The sequence below is a fragment of the Mucilaginibacter sp. OAE612 genome (assembly GCF_041806395.1).
GTDB lineage: Bacteria > Bacteroidota > Bacteroidia > Sphingobacteriales > Sphingobacteriaceae > Mucilaginibacter > Mucilaginibacter rubeus.
The window spans coordinates 5,080,034-5,100,877 of record NZ_JBGMUW010000001.1 but is presented as its reverse complement, the minus strand read 5'-3'; the positions used below and the strand labels follow the sequence as shown (position 1 = coordinate 5,100,877).

The following is a 20,844-nucleotide window of genomic DNA, read 5'->3' as shown; positions in this document are numbered from 1 at the left end:
AAGCACCTCAAATAAAATCGACCATGGGAGGTTTTCTGTAGACCAGATGCCCGGATGTGTGGCAGGGGGATTTTGCTTAGTAGCAGTTGTTAGTGGCAGTTGCAGGTTGGAAAAAGAATATTAGTTAGAGGCAATGGCGGGTGGTTGCATATGTTAATTGGAAATTGCCTTTAACCTTGTCTGAAGGCAAAGACCTCAAAAACAGAACCAAGATGATTAGGAAATACCCTACACCTTCCCAATCATCCTGTTGATCACATCGCGATATCCGTCGCTTAAAGGTATCTCGGTATTGATGAGTTTGATACGGGCACGGCGCATTTGGGATACATGGTCGAGGTTAACGAGGTATGATTTATGTACCCGGAAAAACTGGTCGGGCGGTAATTGCAGCTCAATAGCTTTGAGGCTGATACGGGACAATACCGGTTTTTGCTGATTGATGAGGTGTACTTTAATATAATCTTTAAGCCCCTCAATGTATTCAACCTGGTCAAAGCTGATCTTAACGAGGTTATAATCAGCATGCAAAAAGAAATAGTTTTTAGTGGTTGGCTGCGGCACATAACTGCGGCGAAGCTCATATAAGTCGAGCGCTTTGTGGCAGGCCTTCAAAAAGCGGTCTAAGGGTACGGGCTTAACCAGGTAGTCAACCACATCAAGTTCAAAACCTTCCAACGCAAATTTTTCATAAGCGGTTACAAATATCACCATGGGCTTTTGCGTCAAACTCCTGATGAGTTGTAAACCATTGATGCCGGGCATGTATATATCGCTGAAGATAAGGTCTATCTGTTCTTTTTGCATGGCAATGATCGCCTCGCCCGCGTTGCGGCAACGCGCCACTACCTGTATGGTGTTTACATGCTTCAGGTTATCTTCCAGCAAGTCGAGCGCAAGTGGCTCATCGTCAATTATTAAACATCGCATCATTTAAGTTCCAGTTGTAGCATAACTATATAAGCCTGCTCGTTTTTGTTGATATATAGATTGTGTTTGCCGGGGTATAACAGCTCAAGCCGGCGTTTAACATTAGCCAGACCAATACCCGAGGCATTATCTTTACTTTCTTCGGTTGGGTTGTACACGTTTTGTACACTGAAACGCAGGTTCTTTTCGTCGGTAAAGAGTGTGATAGCTATAGCAGGGGCTTCAATATCTCCAGTGCCGTGTTTAAAGGCATTTTCAACAAAAGGGATCATCAGCATGGGTTCGATGCTTTTTTCGGGAGCTTTGATATCCGAACTGAAACTGATCTTCACCTGGTCGCAGAAACGGAGTTGTTGCAGCTCGATATAGCTGCGGAGGTAGTCTTCTTTTTGGCACAGCATAACTTTTTCGGCATCGGTTACATAAAGCATATACCGGAGCAATTTCGAAAGCTGGATGAGCGTAGGTTCAACTGCCGAAGGGTTTAACCGCGAAAGCGCAACCGCACTGTTAATCACATTAAAAATAAAATGCGGACTGATTTGTGAGCGTAAAAAAGCCAGTTCAGAGATCAGTGATGCATTATCAATATCCTTTTTTTTGTTGATAGCCTTAAATTGATCGGCCAGGTAATGATAGGCAAAGCTGCCGGCGGTAACAGATAATAAGGGGAAAATAACCAGGAACGGCCCCGGGGGGCGACGATGATGCCCCATCCAGGGAAAATGAGGCACAGGGAAATAATGCCGTACTTCCGTTAGTATTACATTGAACACCACAAAGGAGGCGAGCAAGGCAAAAAAGTAAAGCCAGATATTATTTTTTAAGATCCTGGGAATAAGGAAAAACGCATTCAGGTAGAATTCGGCCGCGAGCACCAGGTTAAAACTGATAATGTGCCCAGGTGAAAAAGCAGGCTGCGGAAAGCCGCGCATATCCGGCCTGGAAATGATGGGCGTAAAAATGATCAACGCCCAAAATAACAGGTGGATACAAATTTCGATAATCAGCGCCGGCTTTATCCGTTTAAACATATCATGCTAAGGTAGCCTCATTTTAAACCCGCATTCAATGTAATAGACGATGGGGCAAAATGTGCCGACGAAAGTACGGTATCTGTTGTATGGAAACCTAATTTCAGGTGCTGCACAAGGCATATTTAACATCTATTAACATTTGAAGGCAGCTAATTGAAAACAAGCGGTTTCGCTGTATAAAAAAGGTGGCATTTTCCGTTAAATTTGTTTAACAACTAATTACCTATGTCAATAACAAAACCCATCCTCCGAATTTTTGATTATGATAAAGCCATTGAATTTTATATCAACTGGCTTGGCTTTAAAACCGATTGGGAACACAAACCCGAAGGTGTGCCGGTATATATCCAAATTTCCCTGCGCGATGTAGTGCTTTACCTCTCCGAACACCATGGCGATGCCAGTCCGGGCAGCCATATAGCTATTGATGATTTTAACGAGCTAAGAGATTACCACGCCCACCTCATCGCCAAAAAATATAAATATAACCGTCCCGGTTTGGAAGTACCCGAATGGAATGACAAGGCTATTATGATGACGGTTCACGACCCATTTGGTAACAGGTTAACCTTTAGTGAGGAGTTGAATAGGTAAGCCTGTTGATCCTTCCTTTTTTAGCGCAAGTGTTGTGTGGTTGGCTGGAGGGGCGCTCACTTGTGCTTTCTTTATGCTTTTATAATTGTATTTAACTATTTTCAGTGCGTGAGTACTAAATACAAATTCGCTAATCCGGAGGGGATATACTTCGTGACTTTCGCCGTTGTTCATTGGGTCGATGTTTTTACAAGAAACATTTATCGTGATATCTTACTTGATAGTTTTCGTTATTGTATAAAGGAAAAAGGTTTAATTATTTATGGGTTTGTCATTATGAGCAATCATGTTCATTTGCTCATAGGCAAAAAAGCTGATCAAAGTTTATCAGCCATTATGCGGGATATGAAAAAGTTTTCATCTGTTAAGATTATCAGGGAAATTATAGAAAACCCGGCAGAAAGCCGAAAACTCTGGATGCTTAAACTCTTTGCTGACACAGGAAAAGCAAATACAAATAATACCCATTATCAGTTATGGCAACAAGAAAATCATCCGATAGAAATTGAGCCACACTCAAATATGTTTGATCAAAAGTTGAATTATATTCACCAAAATCCTGTTAAAGCAGGATGGGTTAACGAACCTTCAGCATATGTTTATAGTAGCGCCGCTAATTATGAAGAAAAAGGAGGGGTTTTGTTGGAAGTTGAGGTGGCATATTGATATTAGTTCCAGAAGGCACAAGTCATCCACCCTCATGCCAGCCACACAAGACTTGCGCCAGAAAAGGAAAGGGGAATAAATTCGTTTTCGGCAGCTTCTCGTTTTTTAACGCAAGTCTTGTATAACAGAAAATAAAAGCCCGAAACTAACACTTAATTGGTTTCGGGCTTTTTAATATCCGATGATCTTTATTAATTATAAAATGTCCATGAAACACCGAATTTCAGGATGGCATCCTGTTGTGGGTAACGGTTAACCGTGTAATAGCCTTTACTCCAGGCACGCTGGTTGATGTAATCATAAGCAACAAACAGGTTGGTACGCTGCAAGGTTGCTTTGAAAAATACGCCAAATATCGGATAGGATGAAAATGTTACGTTTGCGCCGTTATAAAACTGGCCCAGTCCCGGGGCATATGACGGGGCAACATATTCTGTATTATACCTTCCATTTATACCCATACTGGCATGCAGTACATTAAGCAAAACCCTGTTAACATATAAGCTGCTGTAAGCATATACTTCCGGTGTACGAAGCGTATTCTGATAATCGGTTTTTTGATATACCACATAGTTATCAAAATGCAGGCTCCGGTAAGTGAAGTTTTTACCCAAACTTACTTTTAAAAGGTTGATAGAGTTGTTAAGCTGAGCCGGGCGCACATCGGTACCGCCATCTTGTGCTGTAAAATACAGGTAATTGCTGATCAAAAAGTATTCGGCTTTTAAATCAATTTGCAGGGCATTGTTAATGTAATTAAACGATGCGCTGGTAGTTTTTTGATTACTGAAATCATTATGAAAAATATAATGATTGGAGATCCAGTTATTATAAACCAGCGGGGGCGAGCTGTTTTGTGAATAGGCTTCTAAAATGATCTTGCCGGTTTTTTTGCCGCCTGCCAGGGTAAGTTTGGCATCGTATAAATAATTGCCAAAGTCGCGGCCCTGGGCAATTTGCCTGAAATCGGCATCAAGGGCTATACGATCGCTGAAACGGTAGCCCAATTTAGCTTTCAGCGTAATGTCCTGGAAAGTATTGTGCTGTACTTTATCCTGATGAATATATTTTGCGCCATACTGGTTAAGGGTGGTATCGCTAACATATTGGTTGTACGAATAAAAATCATGTACAAGCCCTAAGTCAAGCTTAAGCTCGTTCTTTACAAATTTTACCGATTTACTTCGCAGATAAAAGCTATACGAAAACTCATTTTGAATATGCGTGACGACTGTTGAATCCCTTGACCGATTATTGCTGTAATAATAGTCAGGGAATACATTATAGGTATCAACACCGCTTTGCTTGTACAGGTACCTGCTGTTTGATATATGAAGGGTATGCGATACACGTTGGGTAGGCAGGATCTTTGAATTGTCCTTCCCCTTATTCAAACTATCTATCCGGCCTAAATAATAAAACTGCTTAATGTAAAGGCCCTTATCATTCCAGTTTTCATAACTATACGGTAAACGTACCGCTGCCCTGTCTTTTGAAAAGGCGTTGTTTACATTGGTACTGGTAAATACCGAATCGTTGAGAATGCTGCCGGTTTCGGGGGCCTTAAGATTGTTGAACAAAAGGTTGGCCAGCAAGTTATACCGTTTGCTTTTTGATTCGTACCACGTAAAAATAGAAGCATTCAAATCGCTCACGTTTTGGCCCAGCACGTTGTTAAAGTTGTAGAAACCCTTTGATCCGTTGAAATTAAGGTTAAAACCGATGTTCCAGTTGGGCTTTATGTTTTGGGTATGAACGATATTAAACAGTTGGATGGCCGAACCACCAAAGGCATTATACAATGTTAGTTTGGTATAAGGTACACGCGTGTTATAGTAATTAATATCCTGGGGCTTTAAAGCGTAAATATCAAGCGCATGCAAGCCGAGGTCAAAGCCTATGGCCCTGCTGGGCTCAAAAAGCAAAGGCCGTTGTGACAAACCAATATTACCTAAATGAATTCGGGGACTGCGCGGATCAATAAGCGGGCTATAAATCTCAAAGTTGGTGATACCAGTGTCAATCGGGAACAGCTGCGTACTATCATTCAGCAAACGCTCGTTGGTAACACGGATAAATTTGGAGCTAAAAACTACCGAATCTTTTTTGTTTTCTTCCTTTCGCCTTAAACTGTCCAGCAGCTGATCGTCGGTCATTTGTTTTTCCTGCCGGCGCGCGGTATCACGGGTAGGCAGGTTACGCGGGTTAGTGCGGTTGCCATACTGCGCAAAAGCAGCCTGTACCGACAGGCACATCAGCAATAAAAAAATATATTTGAGCTTTTGGCGCATTAATTACCGGCTATCAGTTCTTTAAGTATCAGGGTCATTTTGGGCTCGGCTTCCTGCGCAATAGCAATAATCTCCTCCAATGTTATGGGCTTAAGCACTTCCGGGAAGCCTTCATCTGTTAATACCGAAATAGCAAATGTTGGGATGCCCATGTGGTTAGCAACAATTACTTCGGGTACGGTGCTCATACCAACGGCATCGCCGCCAATGATACGCAGGTATTTGTATTCGGCACGGGTTTCCAGGTTAGGGCCGGTTACGGCTACATATACTCCTTTATGGCAGGTAATGTTATTTTTTTGAGCGATGGCTAAACCCTTTTCGATCATATCATGACGGTAAGGTTCGCTCATATCCGGGAACCGTGGGCCAAGCTCTTCATAATTGCGGCCAACCAGCGGGTTTTGAGGCTGCAGGTTAATATGATCTTCAATGATCATCAGGTCACCCTTTTTAAAATCGGGGTTAAGCGAGCCGCTGGCGTTTGAAACATACAGCGTTTTAATGCCCAGGTATTTCATCACCCTAACCGGGAAGGTGATCTGCTGCATATTGTAGCCTTCGTAATAATGCAAACGGCCCTGCATGGCCACAACTTTAACGCCTGCAAGGGTACCAAAAATCAGCTTACCCGAATGGAACTCTAATGTTGAGATAGGGAAATCAGGAATGTTGGAATACATCAGCTGTTTTTCAACTTCAATTTCTTTTACCAGGCCGCCAAGGCCGGTACCTAAAATTATACCCACTTCGGGTTCAAAATCGCCTATCCGGTTTTTGATGTACCGGGCGGTGCCTTCAATATTGTCTAACATATGTTTGTACTAATTCGTCAAATTGTTGTTGCCCGTTATTTAAAAAACTAATGCCTATGGGTAGCACCAAAATGGGCAGTTTTTTAACCATCGCAAGCAGGTCCTGTTCCCCTAAACGCTGTGCATCCTTTTCTGTTGTGATGATCACTTTTTTTTGTGATGCACAGGCCGAAAATTCATCGGCAAGTTTACTGATATTTTTTAAGCTAAAACGGTGATGGTCGGGATAATTGTGATGAACAACCAGTGGTGTTTGCTTTTTCAGGTGCGCCAATAAGGGTTTTGGATTAGCTATTCCCGTAAGCAGGAAAACCGCGGTTTTATCGTCGATGGCATTTGTAACCGGGGCCCCATAGATAGTTTGGGCCGGCAGGTACCTTATGGTGGTGAAAAATAGCGACTGGTGCGGAAACGGTTTGACCCGTTTAATCACGCGGCCTTGTTCCAGATCGGTAAGCGAAGCCGGACATTTACTGATGATGATGACATCCGCCCTTTTACGCCCGCCGAATGGTTCGCGCAGGTTACCCGCCGGGAGCAGGAAATGAGGTTCGTTAACACGGCTGTAATCAAAAAGTAAAATGCTTATGCCCGGCTCAAGCGCGCGGTGCTGGTACGCATCATCCAAAATAATAACATCATGATGGTCTTTTAACTGCTCAACGCCATCAACCCGATTTTCGCAAACGGCAACATCAAGATCCTGAAATTTATGTTTGAACTGCGCAGGTTCGTCACCGATATCTGAGGCTTTGCTTTCGCCGGATGCCAGTAAAAAACCTTTGGTAATACGACCGTAGCCCCGGCTAAGCGTGGCAATTTTATAATTATCCTTCAACAGCCTGATCAGATATTCGGTCATAGGGCTTTTGCCGGCACCGCCAACATCCAGGTTGCCGACTACGATCAGCGGCATGTCAAAACCAGTGCTTTTGAAAATTCCCCGGTCATAACACCAGTTGCGAATAGTCGTAACCAGGCCATAGATCAGCGAAAATGGGATTAAAAGCCAGCGGAGGAATTTCATAAATGATTTTGCGGGCCGTCATTGCGAGGTATGAAGCAATCCCCGATGTGCAGGTCGGCAGTGCAAGCCCCCCTGTATAGTTTGGGATTGCTTCATACCTCGCAATGACGTCTTTCTTCTTTTAAATTTCTGAAGAACAACAAAGTTAATATTTGATGCCGATTTACTATCAGTCTATCACCCCAAACTGCTTTAAATGATGTGTAAAATGCTTTCCGTGCCATATGGTCCACTCGTAATAATCCATAGGGCCAAAAGCACCGTGGATCACTTTAACATCGGGGGTATTGAAATACCTGTCGAATGTGTCAAGCTCTTTCATTAGCTGATTAATAGCTGTTTCCAAATTGGGGTAGATTAAGGTATCAGCCAATTCTTCCAAAAAGATATTACGGGGTATTTCGGCATCGGTATAAACGGCGGCGTGTTTACTTGCAGCTGTATTATCATCCGGGCCATCCCAGGCTGGTATTTTTACACCGTTGGTATACTGAACCTGGTCAATAAGGTGTTCGATCATTTGCTGCGGTTTCATTTTGCCCCAAAGCGGCGCTGCTTCGGGCTGAAGATTAAGCATTAAGCGGTACAGCACTTTGCGGTTGGTAATATCAACAAATTGGTTCACGGGTTAATGGATGTTTTAGCAAATATAAAGGAGTGATTGCTTGTTATATTAAAATTTGTATTTTCATTTTTTTAGATCGCCATCACATGAAACATAAACTTACCTTACTGTTGTTAACATTGTTAGCTGCACCGGCATTTGCACAAACCGATAGTAAACTCAGCGCTAAATTAAATGAAGCTGTCAAAGGTTTTCAGGGCCAGGTTGGCATCTATGTACATAATTTAAAAAACGGCAAAACGGCGGAGATCAATGCAGATACGCTGTTCCCTACAGCCAGTATGATCAAAGTGAGCATTCAATGCGGGGTGATGGATAAGATAGAAAAAGGTGAGCTGAAGTATAATCAAAAATTAGTTTACCGCGATTCATTGCTTTATGCGGGTGAGGATTTGCTGGGCTCGTTCAAAGATAAAGACACGGTACAATTGAGTAAAGTGGCTATGCTCATGATCACCATGAGCGATAATACCGCAAGTTTGTGGCTGCAAAAGCTGGTGGGCGGCGAATATATCAACAACTGGCTCAATCAAAATGACTTTAAGGTAATGCGGGTGAATTCACGTGTGCCGGGCAGGGAAGCTATCCGCAGGATCTATGGTTGGGGAGTAAGTACCCCGCGCGAAATGTGCCGCCTGTTCGCCATGATCCGCGAAGGGAAGGCGGTAAGCCCGGCAGCCAGCGAGCGGATGTACCGTAACATGGGCCGCATTTACTGGGATGAGCACGCGTTGTCGCAAATTCCGCCTTATGTACATACCATTTCCAAACAGGGGGCGGTTGATGAATCAAGGTCGGAAACTGTGTTGGTAAATGCCCCGCATGGAGATTATGTGTTTTCGATCATTACTAATCATAACAAGGATACCAGTTGGACACCCGACAATGAAGCCGGATTGCTGATCAAAAAAGTATCGGCCCTGCTTTGGCATTATTTTGAACCTGGAGATAAATGGCAACCTGCACAAGGAGTTGACAAGTTTATGTTGAATGAGTAAATAAATTAAAAGGTCATTGCTGCTTCTCATAGCGTAAAGTCTTGAGAGAAAGCTGATAGATAGATGCAGGCCTCTATTGTGAATATACTGTTAAATTAAGGTGAAAAAAATATGAGATTTATATAAATGGATGTTATATGGTGCAAAAGAATTAAATTGTAACAAAGCCCATAAAATTATTAAAAATCATGTTTATATTTACAATTCAATTACGGGTATCCAAACCCGGATTTGTGATAAGGTTTAGGTTTAAAGCCCCATGCAGCGAGTGCTATGGGGCTTTTATTTTAGGGTATCATACTCAAAAAACTTAAAAACTAAACTTCGTAAGTCTGCGCATTTGCACTGCTAACTGCCACTGTGCACTGCCAGCTTCCCTCATGGCGCTTCACTAAACTCTTCATCCACACTTTCGCGTAAATCATACAGTAACCATTGCTTACCGGCAATCGATCGTGTTTTTGACTGCAGTAGTTTAATGAAATCGTTAACGCCCACAGGTTCATTGCCGTTTCCATGTATCAATACAATGCTGCCATTTTGAGGCTGTTGGCCTTTAGCCAGCCATGCATCGGTACCAACCGGGATCAAGCCGAAACCGGTAATCCGGTATACCAGTTGCTGATCAGATACCAGGCCGGGAAACCTGAAAAATACGGATGGTAATAGCCCATTACGCAGCATGGCCTGTTCTGTTTCCAGTACTTCATAACTAATATCTGTTCCTGGTTCAAGTAAAAAGTTTTCTTTAAGCGGAGCTTTCAGGCTAACCCGGTGATTGAAGGAATGATTGATCCAGGTGATGTAGATCTCACGGTTGGCCTGCATTTGTTTTAGCCAGTCCAGGTCCTGCGGGTGCTGGCGCATCCAGATGCCGGTTATGGAAAGCGCTATTGGTACAGGGCGCTCTACCTTTTTAAATTCAGTGAAAATATCAGTGAAAATGCGTTTATCCAGCGGGCGGTGCGATGGGCAAAGGTCGGCGGTAAGGCTGATGCCTGTTTGTTTGGGGATGCCGCTTTCGATGCCTGCGTCCTGAATGTTGACAGATTGTTTTTCGGCTTTACTGAGCGCCTTTTGATAAGGCGTACTTTTAAAAAACTCACGCGCCTGCTCCATCGTCATGGGTTTGATCTGGTAAAAGCTGCTTTCGTTTATTTTGGTTTCCAGTGTTTGCGGGTTCACCATCAACAGGTAATTGCGCCCCTCATTATCAAAGCGGCGAAGGATCATCCAGTCTTGCGGATAGTTGTGCGCCCAGCCATAGTAAGCCTTGTAATTCCCGATTTTACGGTAGATGGTTTGCGCTGATGCTTCGCGGCAAAGAGGGAGTAGAATAAAAAGTGATAGCGTTATTTTAAGAAGGTGTTTGTTCATGGGCATTTGTTTTCCAGTTTCTGCCGGTAAGTATACTGCTTACAACTAATATCAACATAAAAATGGTTATTGGAACAAACATGTAATTATCAAAATGTTGATGTTCAACTTTTGATGGCGGCATGCTATTTAATCCCGAAAGCGGGGGGTGTCCACCCCGGCGACTTTGCATTCATGGGTTGTTCCAAAAGCAAAATCAGGCGGTATATCTTTATCAATGTTATAATCAACAAAAAGTTGCTGCCAATTAAGATGGCATTCACAATATTGTTTTTATAACCTCGGATAATGGCCCTGCTAAAATAAACTAATGTACTTATGGATGAAAAAGTCCATATTACTAAATAATCCCACGGTGAGGCTGACATTACAAAGTAGGTATCGTGCAAATTGAAATCATAGATTACGCTTCTTTTTACTATTTCAAAAAAGGCAGGCCAACAAAAAGGCCAGCGCATATATGGCAAACAGTACGCCCAGTTCGATAATGACTTGTTTAGGCTTCATGGTTTAAAGTTAAATATATCTGCCAACTTATCTAAATGATCTATAACTTTGAAGTATGACCCGTCTATCTGTCAACATCAACAAAATAGCCACCCTTCGTAATTCGCGGGGGGGCAATAATCCCGACCTGATCCACGTTGCTAAAGACTGCGAACGTTTTGGCGCGCAGGGAATAACGGTGCACCCCCGGCCCGATGAGCGCCACATCCGTTATAACGATGTGTTCGAACTTAAGAAAATTGTTACTACCGAGTTTAATATTGAAGGCAATTGCCAGGAACAAAAATTTATCGACCTGGTGCTTGCCAATAAACCCGAGCAGGTTACCCTGGTACCTGATGTATTAGGGCAGATCACCTCTAATCATGGCTGGGATACTATCACTAACTATCATTATTTAAAAGATATGATAGCGGTATTTAAAGAAGCCGGCATCCGGGTATCTATTTTTGTTGATCCAATACCTGCAATGGTTGAGGGCGCCGCCAAAACTGGTACCGACCGTGTAGAACTTTATACCGAAGGCTATGCTACTCATTTTCCGCAGGGGAAAGAGCTTGCTATTGCTCCATATATCGAGGCTGCAAAAGTTGCGCAACAGGCGGGATTAGGCCTTAACGCCGGGCACGATTTGGATTTACATAACCTGAAATATTTTGCAGAAAATATACCCGGTCTGCTCGAAGTAAGCATTGGTCATGCCCTGGTAAGCGATGCCTTGTATTATGGTTTGGAAAATACTATCCAAATGTACCTGAGGCAATTATCGCTAACGGATAATGCTTAAACTGCCCGATAATAAGCCACAGCCCGAGCTGAGGTTAATAATATAATAATAGCTGCCCGCAGGTAATGGTTTGCCATTATAGGTACCGTTAAACGGGTGGCTATATCCTATTGAGTTAAAAACGTTTTTGCCATACCGGTTAAATATTTTTACGGTGGCCGCCGGATAGTTCTCCCATACCGGCTATCTGCCAGTAATCATTGATACCGTCGTTATTTGGGGTAATTACATTGGCAATATTAAGGTTTGAAAGGCCCACGCTTACATCAACCTTTGTGCGGGTGCTTTCACAAGCGTTGCTAAAACGGCTTATATAATAGCTTCGGTTGGCGGTAACGTTTACTTTAAATTTGCCATTAGGCTCTTCATCAAGCGGAGTAGTGCTGGTTTCACTATCATAAAGCCTGTAGGTTGACGTTGCTACTGGGTTTTTTACTGGTATTATTGTTTCGCCCGGGCCGCACAATTGAAAGCTGCTTATCACAGGCGGATCGATAACAAGCTCCTGGTTAAGCAGGGTAATGTGATAGGGCACAGCGCAGCCGTCCGGATCTATGGTTAGCGTATATGTTCCGCCGGGAAGCCCGTCGATATCTAGTGTGTTGCGTATTACATCTCCGGCTTCATTTGTCCACCTTAATGGTGGTGTACCGCCGTTTGTATTGATAAGCTTTAAATTACTGATGCTGCCATTCGCTGCATCGCAGGAAGCATTCACTTTTTGAAGCCCTGAATCATCAATGCCGGGATTTGAACTGGTTAAGGTGATGAGAATAGATTTGGCAAAACAATTTCCGTTATAGCATTTGGCGTAATAGGTGCCAACGCCAACGCCATCCAGTTTAGGGCCGCCGGACTGTACTAATTGATCCTGGTCATTATACCAGTCGATGCCAATAACATTCTTTAAATTTTGCAGGGTGATTGATCCGTTGTTTTTAAAACAAGTTGGATTAACCTTCACATAATCGGCGGCCGATGTCGAAATCACCGGTTGGGTAAATTCAGATGAGCTGTTATTAAGTGTAGCATTTGCCACCAGTTTTTTATTGTGAAAATCGCCGGTAAACTTCCAATTACCCGTCGCATCTGCAACAACCGTAACCAGGTATTGTACCGGGTTACAAACCTGGCAATCAGTATTGTCATTATAAATGTAAATAGCAGCTCCGGGCGATGCCGTTCCTGAAAATTCGGCGGCACTGTTTACAACTATATTAATGTCGGGAATGGCTGTGCCACTTGATATCAGGTATGGTGTTGTATTACATGAGATACTGTTTTTGGCTATAGTAATATTGGTTGACTCGACCGCATAGAAAGCGCCGCCGTCGTTACTAAAGATATTGATATCGTCATCATTATCATCGCCAATAAAAGCATTATTGCATTTAAATAAGTACATACCCGAATTACCCGGTATACTGCTTTGCTTATTACGCATAAAAGTGAAGCTGTTTACAGATATAAACTGAAATTGTGTAGAACAAAAATCATTGTCGGCTACCTGTGTATTGCTTCCCTGAAACCGTACAAGTATGGATGCCCCGTTTACGCGGTTATCCTGACCGTTCACATCAAGTGAAAGTGAGTTGTTGATAAACTTATTATCAGTTCCGTTTAAGGCTATCGCGGTAGCAAAATAGTTTCTTTCTTTGGAGGTAGGGCCACCCACTAATGAGTTATCGGCGGTTATATCAAGTGCATACCCTAATTCAACAACATTTGTTCCCGATTCGTCATAACCAATAAAATTTGATTGGATATTGATATTATCATTATTCTTTGAGTCGGTTAGTGAGTTGGTGCCGCAATACACACCGTAGATGTTATCGCAAAAAACATTTCCTTTATCCGGTGCGCCTATGGTAATATTGGTACAATCGTAAGCCGATATAGCGGTGAAAAGCAGGTTGCCGTTAAAGTTTGTGAGTTTGCTGCTGTAACCTTTTATGCATAAGCCATATATTTCCACATTGGTAACTTCGGTCATCAACAGGGCTGCTGCCTTAGTCCCCGGAAAAGTATAGCTTATATCGGGTATGATATAAACCCTGGCGTCACTTCTGCTGAGTTTGGGTGTCGGCTGCGTGCTGCCGTCGATAATTAAATTGGAGGTAACCTCGGGGAGCTGCGTAAAAAGTGTGATGGTCACGCTGCCCGGCAGGTTAAAATTAATAATATCCTGCTGAATTGTGCCGTTGGCTGCTGCATTAGTAAGGGCCTCACGCAGTGTGCCTGTTCCTGCATCGGCATTACTCGTAACGGTAAATACCGTGGCCTCTGCATTTAAACAGGTCAGCAATAAAAATAGCGTAAACAGAAACAACTTGTGTTTCATGGCGGCAACACAATTTGGAATGTTAGTTTATAAATTGATTTGGGCAATAAACTGGTTCGTTAATATTGGTTGATATTGCCTGCCAGTAAGTTACGATTTTTGTTTAATATCCTTTATAATATAATATGCCCGCCGCAAAACGGAGCGGCAGGTTATTCATGATATTGTTAAAAAATTACCTGATCAATGTAAGGTTGCCCGATAGCAGCTTACAAGGAGTATTTAGGTTAATGATATAGTAATACACTCCCGAAGGCAGCAGCCAGCCATTAAACTGCCCTGAAAATGGTGTGGCGTATTCTTTTGACTCGAACACCCTTTTTCCGTAACGGTTAAAGATCTGAACTAAAGTGCCGGGGAATTTTTCAAGGCCTTCTATCTTCCAGTAATCGTTTATACCATCGCCGTTGGGGGTTATGGTATTGGAGAATTTTACATCGACCAATACAACTTCGATATGTGTTTTGGTGCGCGGGCTTTCGCATGATCCTATGCTGTATGAGATATAATAATCACTGGTTTCGGTTATTAATACTTCAAAATTGCCGGTATTACTGGTTTGAAGCGGCGTTGTTGATGTAGCATCGGCATATAAATTATACATGCCTGTAGTTTTGTTTAAAACAGACAGGCCTACTTTTCCGGGCAGACAGATCCTTTGGTCGTTTAATACCGGTGCATCAGGAATGAATTTTTGGTTGCCAACCTCCTTGCTGAATGGTAACGGAATTGCACAGGTAGTGTTATCAGTAACTGTCAATGAATAAGTGCCTTTGCCCACATTTGTTAAATCTTTATCGTTCCCCACGGTATTGCCGGTGGCGTCGGTCCAGATAAATTTATATGGAGGCACACCGCCGGAAACATCGATGCCTGTAATGCTGCCCAATAGCTGGTCGCACTCATCTGTTTTGGCTACCGGGGCATTATTTGCCGAAAATTGTAACAAAGGGGTTGCCTGTATTACCCAGGTGCCCAATACAGAAGCACATCCGTTTTTATCGGTTACATGAAGCGTATATGAACCGGGGGCGGCGTTTGGAACATCGGTACCGTAACTTACTGTTGTACCGGCTGCATCAACCCATTGATAAGAACTTGGCTTTATACTTCCCTCAAAATCAATATGCAGGCTGCCATTGTTGAGCCCGCAGGTAGTAGGTGTGTTAATAAGGTTTTTAATGGTAAATACCTCGGGTGCCAAACGGTTAACCGTAAAATAGGCATCGTTGCTGCATTGCGTTTGAGTATTTAACGCGTTCAGCCGGTATGTGCCGTCGGCGAGGGGAGAAATATCCAGGTTTGCAGGGTTAGTAGGTATTGGGTTACCTTGTGGATCGTACCATTGAAATTTATCGGCATTTGGTGCTGAAACCCCGGTTATAGCACCATTATTTTCACCGCATTTCGCGGGGGTTACAACACCACCATAAAAAATTACCGAATTTGTTTCTGAAATAGTTATCGGCGGGGTAGAATAAGGACTGCACTCGCTTTGATCTGTGAGTACGAGGGTATAGGTACCGCCTTTGACTCCTACCAGATCTTTTGAAGTCCTAACGGTTTTGCCCGCGGCATCCAGCCATTTGTAGGTAAGTGTACCTATCCCTGAGGGGATGGGTGTAATGTTTTTTATGCTGCCGTCGGCTACCCCGCATTGAGCAGATTTTACCGTCATGGTTGAAAGGTCATAATCAGGACCTGGCTTGGCTTTAATGTTTACAGCCGGGCTTGAGGTTACAGCGCAGCCAGCCTCGTCATAAATGGTTACCGTGTAAGTGCCTTGGGGTAAAGAGGCCGACTTGGTTGTTGCCGCGATATTGCCATTCTTATCTTTCCACGCAAAAGTGATATTACCTGTACCTCCTGTAAAGTTCACATCAAACGGAAATTGTTTCTGACGGCATTCCGGTACCGGCACAATTACATTCTGTATTTTGATCCGCGAATCTTTTACCTCAAAAAGCTGCGTAACTTTCTGGCAGCCGCCAGGGTATTGCGCTGTTAACTGGTAAGTGCCTGGTAAAAGATTTTTTATACTCTGACCATCGCCAACGGATGCAAGACTGCCATTTTGTTCCTTTTTATCCCAATGGTATAACAGGCCGCTCCGGTTTTGCTGTATGGTAATACTACCCTGGTATGCACAAGTGTAATTTTTTATTACAATATCACTTTCCCTGATCACCAATGATGAAAAAGGCGAGGTATTTTTATTAGCATCAGTTGCCGTGGCTATTACAGCCTTACTGATAGTTCCCGAGTAAGACCATTTACCGCTCCCGTCAGACTGTACGGTAGTAATATAGGTTTTACCCTGGCATATCGTTCCGCAATCGTCCGAAAAGAAAAGCTCGATAGCCGAGTTTGGTGTGGCTATTCCAGATACAGCTGTGCTGCCAAAATTAAGCACCTGCACATAGGGGACTGTATAATAGTTGCTAATGGCACTTATACCATAGTCACTGTTACAAAAAATGCTGTTTCGGGTTATCAATGTATGAGCGCTGTTAAGGGCTTCGATGCCGTACTGATTATAACCTATATAATTTTTATCGGTAGCAAGCGGGCCGCCAATGGTACCCGATGAGCTTTCGCCGGCCCTGATGCCCTCGCCATTCCCGAGGTTGGCGGTACCGGTGATATCAGTACCAATTTTGTTGCCGGTGATATTGAATGTGGCCCGTTCAATATAAATGCCGCAATAACGCTGGCCCGATATGATATTTGCATTAATGTTCACAGTGGTGTAATCGGTGGTTACATTAATGCCGTATGCTTTGATAAAGGCGCTTTGCTGAAACAGCAGGATGTTTTTAAAATCTTTTTTCCCGGTATAATCCGTACCTATTTTATTGTTTTGAATGTCAACAACGCTTGGGGTAACATTGAAATTATATCCGCGTATGATATTAATATTAGTAACATTGGCCGATATAACATTGCCCATGTTAGCAGCTGTACCACCTATGGTGGCTGTTTTGCTCAGTACCAGGTTAACACCGTTAATATTGCTTGCCGCGGTATAGCCATCATCCAATAAACCTATGATATTGCTTTGAATAAGAATATCGGCAAGCCCGTTATTATAGTAATAAGAGTTGTTAACAATGCCGTTGATGTTGCCGCATATGACGTTGCCTTTACCCGGCGCGCCTATAATAATAGCCGAAGCATCGCCCTGGATCACAATGCCCGAACCCTGTCCGAGGTCAGGATTGGCAAAGCTGGTAATGCGGGCAAAATTGCGGATATATAACCCATAAATCCCGATGCTTTTTGCCGTTGCCCCGCCGCTGTTAATATCACCGTTAATGAAAAGGCAGTTAAAGTAGGCTGGCGAAGTTTCAGGTTCGATGATAACCCTTGCATCAGACACGCCAAAGGCTATACCGGGCTGACTTGTACCATCAATTACTAAATTTGAAGTTACCGCGGGCAATTGGCTTTTTAACCTGATGGTGCGGTCAGATACAAGCGTTCCCGGTAATTTAAACTGGATGATATCAGGCGTTGCAGTGCCATTAGCCGCGGCGTTGGTTAAAGCCTCGCGCAGCGTTCCCGGACCGGTATCGGCATTGCTGGTTACTATAAATGTAGCGCCTGAGGCTACATTGCAAAACAAGATCGATATTAGTAGTACTAAAAGTGATAATTTCTTAACAAACATTGATTTAGGTAATCAGCTGCAAAATACACTTTTTTGCTGTAAGTACACTGTGAATATTATATTGATCAGGTGGTGGTTATACAATAAACAACATCAAAATAGTGAAATGCTGTATGGTTACCTGATGATTGACAAACTGCCTGAGAGCAAATTGCAGCTTTTACCGAGATTTAAAATATAATAGTACACTCCCGAAGGAAGTTTGGTGCCATTATAAGTTCCGTCAAACGGTACGCTATACCCTTTTGATTCAAATACTTTTTGCCCGTACCTGGTAAATATCTGGACTATTGCCTGCGGATAATTTTGAGCATTGTTTATTTTCCAGTAGTCATTTTTACCGTCGCCATTAGGTGTGAACGCGTTTGGGATATCAATAGCAGATAAGCTGATGGTTATTTGCGCCTGGGTTCGTTCGCTTTCGCACTGGCCGCTAACCTTGCTTATATAATAAATGCTATTGGGGTTTGCTTTGATTTTGAAGATGCCATTGGTTTGTTCATCCTGGTATTGAGTGCTTGTTTGCGAATCATAAAGACGATAGGTATTCCCGGCAGATGGAGAACTGACGGATAGCAAAGCTTCGCCCGGAGCGCATAATTGCAAGGGGGCAATTACCGGCGCATCTATGCTGCTGTTTTCATTTAAAACAGTATAAATGCGACTTGCCATAACGCCGCAACCACCGGCGTCCTGAACCTGCAGCGTGTAATCCCCGGCACCGACGTCTGTAAGATCTTGCGATGTAACCAAATGCTCACCGGCTACATTAAGCCATAAATAGGTGTAGGGTTGTGTGCCGCCTTTAACCTGAATGTTTTTTATACCCCCCGTATTTAATCCGCATTGATCATCGGTACGGGTTTCTGAGTTTGCCACTATTTGCAGGGGATCAATTTCGTTAACGGTAAAATCATGCGGATAAAGCGTTTCACAGCCGTTTGCATCGGTAAAGTAAACTTTATAAGTGCCGGGTTTAAGGTTTGGGACATTTAACCCCGTACCTGCAGGTTGCCCTTCGGCGTCAATCCAGCGTGCTGTTTTAACAAGGTTATCTGTAGGTATTACGGTAATTGAGCCGTTGTTTTCACCTGTGCAACTGTTGTTAATATTAGCGTTATAATTTGGATAGACGGTTGCAGGAGTAGCATCAATAGTGTATTCCGGACTTTTCTCGCTACAGCTAAAATCATTGCTTGCAATCAGCTGATAAGTACCAGGTCCAACATCCCTAAGATCGCTTGAATTACTTGCAATTTGGTTGTTGATTTTATTTATCCACTGATAATGGGTTGCGTTTGGCGCGGTTATGCCGGTAATTGAACCGGTTGGTCCATTACAGCCTGCATTTGATTTATGGATGTTTGTTAAATCAATCGTTATTGTTTTTGACTTTAGCGTTATAGGGGCAGTTGTTATCGTGCCGCAGCCGGGGCCGGTAATTTTTAAGGTATACGTTTCTTCTGGTACCTCGTTGAGGTCTAGATTATGACCAACGACCTGATTTTGGCTATTAGTCCATGTGTAGGTATAAATATCAGTTGGCTGGGTAAAGGAGGTGACCCTGATATTAGTTATTGAACCGTTACTTCCATTGCAATCGGGTGTGTGCTTATTTATTTGACTGTCATCTACATTGGCCGACAAAGAGGGTTGCGTATATTCGGACGTGGTTCCGTTTATGGTTGCGGTAGCTAAAACCGAGCCGGTTAAATGGGTGTTGTAAACCCATTTTCCGTTATTATCGGCAATCGTTGATGCAAAATATGTTTTGGGAGAACAAGTGCCACAGTCATCTGCATAAAATAATTCGATAGATGAGTGTGGAGTTGCGGTACCGCCAATGCTGTTATTGGTAACATTAGTGATGCTTGCCTGCGGCAGCGGACTGTACAGGCTATAGCTGTAAATGGGGTAAAAATCTTTGGCGCAAAAAAAACTGTTTTTGTTAAAAGACACCTTAAGAGTTTCTGTTAATTGTAATGGTTTACAATATCCAACTACATTGGCATCTTTAGGGTCGGTAGTGCCTATTTGCACATCACCCTGATAGTAAAAAACAGCTATTCCTGCACCCGGTATATTTAGCTTATGAGTGAGCGTTTTATCTATACCAATATAGTTTCTTAATATGGTGAGTTTACCGATACAATTAGAGGCAAATAAAGGTCCCTGGAAACCCGCTAGCTCGTTATCCGCTATAGTAATAGTGTTTTTTCCGGCAGGACTTCCACTTCCTATGTTAAGCCCAATACATGAGGGTATAATATCGTTAACCAGGTAATTTACACCGACCTTGTTATTCCTGATCAGAAAATTAGCAGGCGGTGAATCATCGTAGGAGTTCCACTGATAAATGGTCAAACCATTGGCAAATAAATTACCTTCGCCAGTCGTGCCACCAATGTCTATTTGTCCGGCAAGAAAGAAAAAATAAGCGCCTTGGTTATATTGTAAATTGGGTGATGTGGTAATTCCGTCAATTTCAATGTCGCAGATATTATCTTTTAAAGAGATGTTTTCACAGGTTTGACTTTTATGGTCAAAGTTAGTAGCTATCGGGAAATAAAATCCAACGATAATATTACCTTTTCCTGCCTGGCCAATTTGTATATTTTTACTGTTTTCTATATTGATACCTTGCCAGAAATAGTTGGTTTGCGTAATTGTATAGGTTGCGCACTTAATATATAAGCCAAGTACGGCTACATCAGTTTGATCATGAATGAACAAGCCCGAGACCTCCTGTGTATAATCGGCCGTTTGAAAAAGTGCAACTTTAGCGTCACTTATGCCAAATTTATCACCCGGTTGTGTGCTGCCGTCAATAATTAGGTTTGATGAAACATCCGGCAATTGGGTTAACATTGTTATCGTCCTTCCCGCCTCGCTCAAATCCGGTAAATTAAAATAAATATAATCCTTCTCCGCACTGCCATTGGCTGCCGCCAGGGTGAGTGCCTCGCGCAAGGTACCCGGCCCCGAATCAGCATTACTGGTTACCGTGAAAACAGCTGAAAAGCTTTTAAAGCTGATAAAAAGAAAAATCGTGATAAAAAGTAAAACTCGCCTGCCCGTCATGTTTAGGTATTCAAGAGCCAAATTACATTTTTTTCCTGTAAATGCATTGTCAATATCATATTAGCTAATTGTTACTCATGTTGCAAAATCGTACCTTT

The 20,844-nt window shown here is 42.9% G+C and carries 15 protein-coding genes; 4 read left to right on the top strand and 11 right to left on the bottom strand.

Annotated features, from left to right (window positions below):
- Positions 1–228: 228 nt before the first annotated feature.
- Entirely contained in the window at positions 229–933 is a 705-nt protein-coding gene (locus ABID99_RS21050) for a LytTR family DNA-binding domain-containing protein (protein WP_373615022.1), read from the bottom strand.
- The gene (locus ABID99_RS21045) at positions 930–1,964 is read right to left on the bottom strand and encodes a sensor histidine kinase (RefSeq protein WP_373615021.1); all 1,035 of its coding nucleotides are present in this window, start codon (positions 1,962–1,964) and stop codon (positions 930–932) included. Before ABID99_RS21045 ends, ABID99_RS21050 begins: the two co-directional genes overlap by 4 nt.
- A gap of 228 nt (positions 1,965–2,192) precedes the next feature.
- Here ABID99_RS21045 and ABID99_RS21040 point away from each other — a divergent pair, with 228 nt between their 5' ends.
- On the top strand, positions 2,193–2,561 hold the full coding sequence (locus ABID99_RS21040) for a glyoxalase superfamily protein (protein WP_373615020.1): 369 nt from the start codon (positions 2,193–2,195) through the stop codon (positions 2,559–2,561).
- A gap of 108 nt (positions 2,562–2,669) precedes the next feature.
- A complete protein-coding gene (locus ABID99_RS21035; protein ID WP_373615019.1) occupies positions 2,670–3,227 on the top strand; it encodes a transposase in 558 nt (185 codons plus the stop codon).
- A gap of 191 nt (positions 3,228–3,418) precedes the next feature.
- Here the strand turns inward: ABID99_RS21035 and ABID99_RS21030 are convergent, their stop codons facing one another.
- From ABID99_RS21030 to ABID99_RS21015, 4 genes are all read right to left on the bottom strand, one after another.
- Positions 3,419–5,518, bottom strand: coding sequence for a putative porin (locus ABID99_RS21030; RefSeq protein ID WP_373615018.1), 2,100 nt, complete (start codon positions 5,516–5,518; stop codon positions 3,419–3,421).
- Positions 5,518–6,333 (bottom strand): purine-nucleoside phosphorylase, encoded by an 816-nt coding sequence (locus tag ABID99_RS21025; protein WP_090534201.1) that lies wholly within the window; start codon positions 6,331–6,333, stop codon positions 5,518–5,520. Before ABID99_RS21025 ends, ABID99_RS21030 begins: the two co-directional genes overlap by 1 nt.
- A complete protein-coding gene (gene lpxK, locus ABID99_RS21020) occupies positions 6,317–7,360 on the bottom strand; it encodes a tetraacyldisaccharide 4'-kinase (RefSeq protein ID WP_373615017.1) in 1,044 nt (347 codons plus the stop codon). The genes ABID99_RS21025 and lpxK overlap by 17 nt, the downstream gene beginning before the upstream one ends.
- Positions 7,361–7,529: 169 nt before the next feature.
- Positions 7,530–7,985: a hypothetical protein gene (locus tag ABID99_RS21015; RefSeq protein WP_373615016.1), complete on the bottom strand. Its 456-nt coding sequence runs from the start codon at positions 7,983–7,985 to the stop codon at positions 7,530–7,532.
- A gap of 86 nt (positions 7,986–8,071) precedes the next feature.
- On the opposite strand from ABID99_RS21015, the gene ABID99_RS21010 reads away from it, so the two are divergent.
- Complete coding sequence (locus ABID99_RS21010; protein WP_373615015.1) at positions 8,072–8,983, top strand: serine hydrolase; 912 nt, start codon at positions 8,072–8,074, stop codon at positions 8,981–8,983.
- A 378-nt stretch (positions 8,984–9,361) separates the two neighbouring features.
- Here ABID99_RS21010 and ABID99_RS21005 read toward each other — a convergent pair whose 3' ends face one another.
- The gene (locus tag ABID99_RS21005; protein ID WP_373615014.1) at positions 9,362–10,360 is read right to left on the bottom strand and encodes a polysaccharide deacetylase; all 999 of its coding nucleotides are present in this window, start codon (positions 10,358–10,360) and stop codon (positions 9,362–9,364) included.
- Between the two features lie 562 nt (positions 10,361–10,922).
- Here ABID99_RS21005 and ABID99_RS21000 point away from each other — a divergent pair.
- Positions 10,923–11,654 carry a pyridoxine 5'-phosphate synthase gene (locus ABID99_RS21000; RefSeq protein ID WP_373615012.1) on the top strand — a complete coding sequence of 244 codons (732 nt, stop codon included), beginning with the start codon at positions 10,923–10,925 and terminating at the stop codon, positions 11,652–11,654.
- Here ABID99_RS21000 and ABID99_RS20995 read toward each other — a convergent pair.
- From ABID99_RS20995 to ABID99_RS20980, 4 genes are all read right to left on the bottom strand, one after another.
- The gene (locus ABID99_RS20995; protein WP_373615921.1) at positions 11,637–11,801 is read right to left on the bottom strand and encodes a gliding motility-associated C-terminal domain-containing protein; all 165 of its coding nucleotides are present in this window, start codon (positions 11,799–11,801) and stop codon (positions 11,637–11,639) included. The two genes, ABID99_RS21000 and ABID99_RS20995, sit on opposite strands and share 18 nt — an antisense overlap.
- Entirely contained in the window at positions 11,794–13,995 is a 2,202-nt protein-coding gene (locus ABID99_RS20990) for a hypothetical protein (protein WP_373615011.1), read from the bottom strand. The genes ABID99_RS20995 and ABID99_RS20990 overlap by 8 nt, the downstream gene beginning before the upstream one ends.
- 175 nt (positions 13,996–14,170) lie before the next feature.
- Complete coding sequence (locus ABID99_RS20985; RefSeq protein WP_373615010.1) at positions 14,171–17,665, bottom strand: gliding motility-associated C-terminal domain-containing protein; 3,495 nt, start codon at positions 17,663–17,665, stop codon at positions 14,171–14,173.
- Between the two features lie 117 nt (positions 17,666–17,782).
- Positions 17,783–20,746 (bottom strand): gliding motility-associated C-terminal domain-containing protein, encoded by a 2,964-nt coding sequence (locus ABID99_RS20980; protein WP_090534183.1) that lies wholly within the window; start codon positions 20,744–20,746, stop codon positions 17,783–17,785.
- Positions 20,747–20,844 lie beyond the last annotated feature (98 nt).

Excerpts from the sequence above, each read along its gene's own strand:
- ABID99_RS20980 (WP_090534183.1), bottom strand. The coding sequence starts at position 20,746 with ATGACGGGCAGGCGAGTTTTACTTTTTATCACGATTTTTCTTTTTATC.
- ABID99_RS21005 (WP_373615014.1), bottom strand. The coding sequence starts at position 10,360 with ATGAACAAACACCTTCTTAAAATAACGCTATCACTTTTTATTCTACTC.
- ABID99_RS21030 (WP_373615018.1), bottom strand. The coding sequence starts at position 5,518 with ATGCGCCAAAAGCTCAAATATATTTTTTTATTGCTGATGTGCCTGTCG.
- ABID99_RS21010 (WP_373615015.1), top strand. The coding sequence starts at position 8,072 with ATGAAACATAAACTTACCTTACTGTTGTTAACATTGTTAGCTGCACCG.
- ABID99_RS20985 (WP_373615010.1), bottom strand. The coding sequence starts at position 17,665 with ATGTTTGTTAAGAAATTATCACTTTTAGTACTACTAATATCGATCTTG.
- ABID99_RS21025 (WP_090534201.1), bottom strand. The coding sequence starts at position 6,333 with ATGTTAGACAATATTGAAGGCACCGCCCGGTACATCAAAAACCGGATA.
- ABID99_RS21000 (WP_373615012.1), top strand. The coding sequence starts at position 10,923 with ATGACCCGTCTATCTGTCAACATCAACAAAATAGCCACCCTTCGTAAT.
- ABID99_RS21045 (WP_373615021.1), bottom strand. The coding sequence starts at position 1,964 with ATGTTTAAACGGATAAAGCCGGCGCTGATTATCGAAATTTGTATCCAC.
- ABID99_RS21040 (WP_373615020.1), top strand. The coding sequence starts at position 2,193 with ATGTCAATAACAAAACCCATCCTCCGAATTTTTGATTATGATAAAGCC.
- ABID99_RS20990 (WP_373615011.1), bottom strand. The coding sequence starts at position 13,995 with ATGAAACACAAGTTGTTTCTGTTTACGCTATTTTTATTGCTGACCTGT.
- lpxK (WP_373615017.1), bottom strand. The coding sequence starts at position 7,360 with ATGAAATTCCTCCGCTGGCTTTTAATCCCATTTTCGCTGATCTATGGC.
- ABID99_RS21050 (WP_373615022.1), bottom strand. The coding sequence starts at position 933 with ATGATGCGATGTTTAATAATTGACGATGAGCCACTTGCGCTCGACTTG.